General features: G+C 72.2%; 1 protein-coding gene. It reads left to right on the top strand.

Annotated elements, in window-relative coordinates; translation table 11 throughout:
• The coding region (cysD, locus tag ACFPP6_RS36455; protein ID WP_382051144.1) for a sulfate adenylyltransferase subunit CysD at window positions 1–872 on the top strand (872 nt) is incomplete at both ends.

Raw genomic sequence — 872 nt, forward strand, 5'->3', positions numbered from 1 at the left:
CACCTGGAGGTGCTGGAGTCGGAGGCGGTGCACGTCTTCCGTGAGGTGGCGGGGGAGTTCGAGCGGCCGGTGCTGCTGTTCTCCGGCGGCAAGGACTCGATCGTCATGCTGCACCTGGCGCTGAAGGCCTTCGCGCCCGCGCCGCTGCCGTTCGCGCTGCTGCACGTCGACACCGGGCACAACTTCCCCGAGGTCCTCGCCTACCGCGACCGCACCGTCGCCGGGCACGGACTGCGCCTGCACGTGGCCTCCGTCCAGGAGGCCATCGACACCGGGCGGGTCCGCGAGCGCCCCGACGGCACCCGCAACCCCCTGCAGACCGTCCCCCTCCTCGACGCCATCGCCCGCCACCGCTTCGACGCCGTCTTCGGCGGCGGCCGCCGCGACGAGGAGAAGGCCCGCGCCAAGGAACGCGTCTTCTCCCTGCGCGACGAGTTCGGCGGCTGGGACCCCCGCCGCCAGCGCCCCGAACTGTGGCACCTCTACAACGGCCGCCACGCCCCCGGCGAGCACGTCCGCGTCTTCCCCCTGTCCAACTTCACCGAACTCGACGTCTGGCAGTACATCGCCCGCGAGAAGATCGAGCTGCCCGCGATCTACTTCGCCCACCGGCGCGAGGTCTTCGCCCGAGGCGGCATGTGGCTCGCCCCCGGCGCCTGGGGCGGCCCCCGCGACGGCGAGGACACCCAGATACGCACCGTGCGCTACCGCACCGTCGGCGACATGTCCTGCACCGGCGCCGTCGACTCCCACGCCGCCACCATCGAGGAGGTCATCACCGAGATCACCGCCTCCCGCCTCACCGAACGCGGCGCCACCAGAGCCGACGACAGACTCTCCGAAGCCGCCATGGAGGACCGCAAACGCGAGGG

The organism is Streptomyces aureoversilis (assembly GCF_042657885.1).
GTDB classification, from domain to species: domain Bacteria; phylum Actinomycetota; class Actinomycetes; order Streptomycetales; family Streptomycetaceae; genus Streptomyces; species Streptomyces aureoversilis.